The organism is Pseudomonas sp. SDO5591_S426 (genome assembly GCF_054070755.1).
Window position 1 is genome coordinate 1 of the sequence record NZ_JBSVXD010000256.1, and the last position, 6,558, is coordinate 6,558.

General features: G+C 59.2%; 6 protein-coding genes. All 6 read right to left on the minus strand.

The window, feature by feature from the left end:
* Positions 1-76: 76 nt before the first annotated feature.
* Positions 77-907: a quaternary amine ABC transporter ATP-binding protein gene (locus ACW9JC_RS27745; RefSeq protein WP_338584272.1), complete on the minus strand. Its 831-nt coding sequence runs from the start codon at positions 905-907 to the stop codon at positions 77-79.
* Positions 904-1,755, minus strand: a complete 852-nt coding sequence (locus tag ACW9JC_RS27750; protein WP_338584271.1) for an ABC transporter permease — start codon at positions 1,753-1,755, stop codon at positions 904-906. Before ACW9JC_RS27750 ends, ACW9JC_RS27745 begins: the two co-directional genes overlap by 4 nt.
* Positions 1,756-1,825: 70 nt before the next feature.
* Positions 1,826-2,794 carry an ABC transporter substrate-binding protein gene (locus ACW9JC_RS27755; protein WP_338584270.1) on the minus strand — a complete coding sequence of 323 codons (969 nt, stop codon included), beginning with the start codon at positions 2,792-2,794 and terminating at the stop codon, positions 1,826-1,828.
* Between the two features lie 69 nt (positions 2,795-2,863).
* Positions 2,864-4,336, minus strand: a complete 1,473-nt coding sequence (locus ACW9JC_RS27760) for a purine-cytosine permease family protein (protein ID WP_416127385.1) — start codon at positions 4,334-4,336, stop codon at positions 2,864-2,866.
* 160 nt (positions 4,337-4,496) lie between these two features.
* Entirely contained in the window at positions 4,497-6,164 is a 1,668-nt protein-coding gene (gene hutU, locus ACW9JC_RS27765; RefSeq protein WP_457459030.1) for a urocanate hydratase, read from the minus strand.
* A gap of 182 nt (positions 6,165-6,346) precedes the next feature.
* A partial coding sequence (locus tag ACW9JC_RS27770) for a hypothetical protein (RefSeq protein WP_457459032.1) occupies positions 6,347-6,558 on the minus strand: 212 nt, incomplete at its 5' end.

Consider the following 6,558-nt stretch of genomic DNA (forward strand, 5'->3'; position numbering starts at 1 on the left):
GCATCTCCAGCGCTCACATAATCCCTGTGGGAGCTGGCTTGCCAGCGATGGGGCCAGCACAGCCAATACAAATCTCTTAAACCACCGCCGCCCGACGCTGCACGAACCGGTCGACATACTCATCCGCCGGCGAGTGCAGGATCTCCCGTGGCGTGCCGACCTGGATCAGGCGGCCGTCCTTGAGGATCGCGATGCGGTTGCCGATGCGCACGGCCTCGTCGAGGTCGTGGGTGATGAAGACGATGGTTTTGTGCAGAGTCTTTTGCAGTTCCAGCAACTGGTCCTGCATCTCCGCGCGGATCAGCGGATCGAGGGCGCTGAACGCTTCGTCCATCAGGATGATGTCGGTGTCCGCCGCCAAGGCGCGAGCCAGGCCCACACGCTGACGCATGCCGCCAGAAAGCTGATGCGGGTATTTGTTTTCGTAGCCCTTGAGGCCCACGGTGTTGATCCAGTGCAGCGCACGTTCGCTGCACATGGCTTTGCTTTCGCCACGGACTTTCAGGCCGTAGGCAACGTTGTCCAGCACGCTCTTGTGCGGCAGCAGGCCGAAGCTCTGGAACACCATGCTGATCTTGCGTCGACGAAATTCGCGCAGGGCTTCCATGTCGTATTGCAGGATGTCCACGCCGTCCACCAGGATCGCGCCGCTGGTCGGGTCGATCAGGCGATTGAAGTGGCGTACTAGCGTCGATTTGCCGGAACCCGACAGGCCCATGATCACGAAGATCTCGCCACTGCCGATGCTCAGGGACAAGTCGTTCACACCGACCACGCAGCCAGTATCGTTCAGCACCTGCTCTTTGGTTTTGCCCTGGCCAACCATGGCCAGCGCTTCCTTGGAACGGTTGCCGAAAATCTTGAAGACGTTTTTGACTTCGATCTTGCTCACGGTTGCATTGTTCATTTGCTCACCTCATGCCGTGGCCGACCATACGCCTGAGTAATGCGGTCGATCACCACAGCCAGAATCACGATCGCCAGACCGGCTTCTAGGCCGCGTCCGACGTTGAGGGTCTGAATCCCCACCAGCACGTCTTCACCCAGGCCACGGGCACCGATCATCGAGGCAATTACTACCATCGACAGGGCCATCATGGTGGTCTGGTTAATCCCGGCCATGATGCTTGGCAGGGCCAAAGGCAGCTGCACACCGAACAGTTGCTGCCAGCGATTGGCACCGAAGGCGTTAATCGCTTCCATTACTTCACCGTCGACCTGGCGGATGCCCAGATCGGTCAGGCGGATCAGCGGCGGTGCGGCGTAGATAACGGTGGCGAAAATCGCCGGGACCTTACCCAGACCGAACAGCATCAGCACAGGGATCAGGTACACGAAGCTCGGCATCGTCTGCATGATGTCCAGCAGCGGCATCAGCACCGAACGCAGGCGATTGCTGCGCGCCGAAAGGATGCCCAGCGGAATGCCGATGAGTACCGAAATGACCGTCGCCACCATCATCAGCGCGAGGGTCTGCATCAGCTTGTCCCAGAGGCCGACCGCGCCCACCAGGAACAATAAGCCGACGATCACGGCGGTGGTCACGACCTTGCGGGTCGCGTGCCAGGCCACGCCGGCGACGATGGCCAACATCAACCACCACGGTGCCGCACGCAACAGGCTTTCGAGATTGACGATGGCCCACAACAGGGTGTCGGAGATGTGCCGGAACACGTCGCCGTAGTTGGTGACCAACGAATCGACCCAACCGTTGACCCAGTCGGCGATGGAAAAGGTAAAGCTTTCAGGAAACATAAGAGACTCTCAATCAAGGGGTTGCGATCAAGCATCCGACTGCCGTTGCCGACAGTCGGAGAAGCTCAACCTACAAGGCCGCGTCGATTTTCTTGGCTGCGTCTTCGCTCACCCATGCGTGCCAGACTTCAGGATGTTCCTTCAAGAAGATCTTGGCCAGTTTTGGCGACTCGATCCGCTCTTTGGTCATGCGGCCCAGGTTCTGGTTCAGGATGTCGATTGGCACATTGACCTTTTCCAGCACGGCCACCAGTTCTGGCGCTTCGTCGTGGAACGTCTTGGACAGACCGACCTTGATGGTCACGGTCTTGTTCACGCCTGGCTTCTCTTCGAGTTTCACCACATCGACCTGGCCCATCAGCGGCGTTGGCGACCAGTAGTAGAACAGGATCGGCTCGCCACGCTTGTAGCTCGACAGCACGGCGGCATCCAGCGCCGGGCCGGTGCCTGGGCGGAAGTTGGTGTAGGTGCTTTCCAGGCCGTAGCTTTTGAGCATTTCGCTGTTGTCGAGCTCACAGGTCCAGCCGGCCGGGCAGTTGTAGAAACGGCCCTTGGATGGCTCTTCGGCGTCCTTGAACACGGCGGAGTATTTGCCCAGGTCAGCAATGTTTTTCAGGTCCGGCGCTTTAGGTTCCAGCTTGCGCTTGGCGTCGCCTTCGATCACGTAGCGCGGCACGTACCAGCCTTCGATTGCGCCCACTACCGGTGCGCCAACGCCGACGACTTTGCCGGCCTTCTCGGCCTTGTTCCAGACTTCGCTACGGCCGACCCATTCTTCGGCAAACACTTGAATATCGTTGCTGCCCAGGGCGTTTTCCATGGTGATGGAGTTGCCGGGCAGGCTGTCGGTCTTGCAGTCGTAGCCTTTCTCCAGCACGACTTGCATCACGTCGGTCAGGAGCATGGCGCTTTCCCAGTTCAGGCCGGCGAACTTCACCGGTTTGCCCGACTCGCACCAACCCGCCGCCTGAGTGGCGCCGGCGCTGGCCAGCAGGCCCATGGAAAGCAAAGTGGTCAGCAGGGTCTTGTTCGATTTCATTGTATTGACGCTCCTAATCATGAATGGGCTTACGGCAGTCAAGAGGCATCCAGCCCTGTCCACGTCCAGTCAGGCCTGCGCCGCAGCGCGACCGGCCCCGCTTGTTTTTGGTTGTTCAACGCTGTCCTGCTCGACCGGCAGAATCAATTGATCGGGCACGCTGCCGTGCCATTTTTTTGCGCACACGTAATACACGGCGGCAGGCAGTACCAGGCCGATGATCCAGGAAATATCCACATCACCCAGGGCCGCCACCATTGAACCGGTATAGAACTTGGTGGAGATGAACGGCAACTGCACCAGCACCCCGAAAACATAGACGCTGATACCGAGGGCGTTCCAACGACCGTAGCGACCGTTCGGATCGGCCAGCGCCGGCACGTCATAGCGCTCGCGGGTGATGCAGTAGTAGTCCACCAGGTTGATCGCGCTCCATGGCGTGAAGAACGCCAGCAAGAACAGGATGAAGGACTTGAACGCACCGAGGAACGAGTGCTGACCGAGCAACGCCATCAGAGTCGCAGCGCCGACGATGACCAGCACGAAGACCAGACGCTGCAAGCGCGTTACCTTCAGGTCACCACGGAAACCGCTGATGATGGTGGCAATGCACATGAAGCTGCCGTAGGAGTTCAGCGTGGAGATGGTGACCTTGCCGAACGCAATGCTGAAATACAGCAGCGCGGCAGTGGCACCGGTACCGCCCAAACCAACGATGTAAGCCACTTCGTGCCCGGCGAACTGCCCATTGGCAGAAGCTGCAGCAAACACGCCGAGGACCATCGCCACTTGTGCGCCAATCACCGAACCTGCGCCGGCGGCGAAAAAGGTTTTCACCGAGGAAACCTTGCTCGGCAGGTAACGCGAATAGTCAGCCACGTAAGGGCCAAAGGCGATCTGCCAGGATGCCGCGAGCGACACCGCGAGCAGGAAGCTGCTCCAGCTGAAGTGACGGATTTGCAGGAGTGCGCCAACGTCTGTCTGGCTCATCAGGCGAGCGAACAGGTAAACGAAGGCAATCACACCAATGACACTGGCGATACGGCCGATCCAATGGATCACCCGATAACCAAGCACCGTGACCAGCACGATGACACTGGCGAAAATGAGGATACCGACGCTGTCGCTGACGCCAAACAACTGGCCCAGCGCCTGGCCGGAAAGTACCGTGCCCGTTGCGGTGAAACCGAGGTACATCAGGCACACCAGCACGATCGGGATGGCCGCGCCATAAACGCCAAACTGCACGCGGCTGGAGATCATCTGCGGCAGGCCAAGCTTTGGACCTTGCGCGGCATGCAGCGCCATCACGCCACCGCCGAGCAGTTGCCCGATCAGCAAACCGATCAACGACCAGAACACATCACCGCCCAGCACCACGGCCAGGGCCCCGGTGACAATCGCGGTGATTTGCAGGTTGGCACCCATCCACAGGGTGAACTGGCTGAACAGACGACCGTGTCTTTCCGCTTCCGGGATGTAGTCGATCGAGCGCTTCTCGATCAACGGTTTGTTGCCTGCACGTTCGCTGTTAACAGCCATGGTTCAACCTCTGTGGATTGTTATTCTGGGTTGGTGTGATCTTTGTAGGAGCTGTCGAGTGAAACGAGGCTGCGATCTTTTGCCTTTAAAGGATCAAGATCAAAAGATCGCAGCCTTCGGCAGCTCCTACAGGTTTGCATTGGGCCAAGGCCCGCTTTCTTTATTTGCCGGTAATCATCGGCAGGTTCAGCCCTTGTTCCTTGGCGCAGTCGATGGCGATCTGGTAACCGGCATCGGCGTGACGCATAACGCCGGTCGCCGGGTCGTTGTGCAGAACGCGAGCGATACGCTCGGCCGCTTCGTCAGTACCGTCGCATACGATCACCATGCCCGAGTGCTGGGAGAAGCCCATGCCGACGCCGCCGCCGTGGTGCAGGGAAACCCAGGTCGCGCCGCTTGCGGTGTTCAGCAAAGCGTTGAGCAGTGGCCAGTCGGACACAGCGTCGGAACCGTCCTGCATCGATTCGGTTTCGCGGTTCGGGCTGGCGACCGAACCGGAGTCCAGGTGGTCGCGACCGATCACGATTGGCGCGGACAATTCACCACTGCGAACCATTTCGTTGAACGCCAGACCGAGCTTGGCGCGCAGGCCCAGACCAACCCAGCAGATACGTGCCGGCAGACCCTGGAAGCTGATGCGCTCGCGAGCCATGTCCAGCCAGTTGTGCAGGTGAGCGTCGTCCGGGATCAGCTCTTTGACTTTGGCGTCGGTCTTGTAGATGTCTTCAGCGTTGCCCGACAGCGCAGCCCAACGGAACGGGCCGATGCCACGGCAGAACAGCGGACGGATGTAAGCCGGCACGAAGCCTGGGAAGTCGAATGCGTTTTCCACGCCTTCTTCCTGGGCCATCTGACGGATGTTGTTGCCGTAGTCGAAGGTCGGCACGCCCATTTTCTGGAAGTCCAGCATCGCTTTGACGTGCACGGCCATCGATTGCTTGGCGGCTTTGATTACAGCGGCCGGTTCAGTCTTGGCGCGTTCGCGGTACTGATCCCAGGTCCAGCCAGCCGGCAGGTAGCCGTTGAGCGGGTCGTGGGCGCTGGTCTGGTCGGTAACCATGTCCGGGCGCACGCCACGCTTGACCAGTTCCGGCAGGATTTCAGCCGCGTTGCCCAGCAGTGCGATGGAAATCGCTTTGCCTTCTTTTGTGTATTTGTCGATGCGGGCCAGTGCGTCGTCGAGGTCGGTGGCCTGCTCGTCGACATAGCGGCTTTTCAGGCGGAAATCGATGCTGACCTGCTGGCATTCGATGTTCAGCGAGCAAGCGCCGGCCAGGGTTGCGGCCAGAGGTTGAGCGCCACCCATGCCGCCCAGGCCAGCGGTCAGTACCCACTTGCCTTTGAGGTCATCGTTGTAGTGTTGACGACCGGCTTCGACGAAGGTTTCGTAGGTGCCCTGGACGATGCCCTGGCTGCCGATGTAGATCCAGCTGCCGGCGGTCATCTGGCCGTACATGGCCAGGCCTTTGGCGTCGAGTTCGTTGAAGTGTTCCCAGCTCGCCCAGTGTGGAACCAGGTTGGAGTTGGCGATCAGTACGCGGGGTGCGTTGGTGTGGGTCTTGAACACGCCGACCGGCTTGCCGGATTGCACCAGCAGGGTCTCGTCGTCGTTCAGGTTGGTCAGGCTTTCGACGATCTTGTCGTAGCATTCCCAGTTACGTGCCGCACGACCGATGCCACCGTAAACCACCAGTTCTTTAGGGTTCTCGGCGACTTCCGGGTCGAGGTTGTTCATCAGCATGCGCAGCGGCGCTTCGGTCAGCCAGCTCTTGGCGGTCAGCTTGTTACCGCGGGCAGCGCGGATTTCAACGTCACGAAATTTAGTCACGAAAAGAACTCCTCAGCAATCAATCCAAAACCAGCCCAGGCAGTGGGCGAGCAAGCCGATGGGCATCAGTGCACACCGGCGAATCAGTGGACGACGGTTGAGTCTTCGTGACTCATACGCATACGTCTTTACTTGTACATACAAGCATATGCAATCAAGCGGCCAACTTATTGGATGGGCATTCAAGAAAAATTCTGAAACGGCTGGAGAGCGCCTGAAACAAGGGTTCTGGCGTAGATGAAATTTTTCGGAAGGATTTTGTGGAGGGCGTGTGCGTTGTTACTTGAGCGGGGTTTTGCGCCACCCTGGGGCGTTCGGTAACAAAGTGGTGCGCTTTGGGGAACGCTGAAAAGCAAAAAATCGCAGCCTTCGGCAGCTCCTACAGAATGTACCC

Bases quoted from the DNA above. Each gene is read 5' to 3' on its own strand.
- ACW9JC_RS27745 (WP_338584272.1), bottom strand. From the start codon at position 907: ATGAACAATGCAACCGTGAGCAAGATCGAAGTCAAAAACGTCTTCAAG.
- ACW9JC_RS27750 (WP_338584271.1), bottom strand. From the start codon at position 1,755: ATGTTTCCTGAAAGCTTTACCTTTTCCATCGCCGACTGGGTCAACGGT.
- ACW9JC_RS27755 (WP_338584270.1), bottom strand. From the start codon at position 2,794: ATGAAATCGAACAAGACCCTGCTGACCACTTTGCTTTCCATGGGCCTG.
- ACW9JC_RS27760 (WP_416127385.1), bottom strand. From the start codon at position 4,336: ATGGCTGTTAACAGCGAACGTGCAGGCAACAAACCGTTGATCGAGAAG.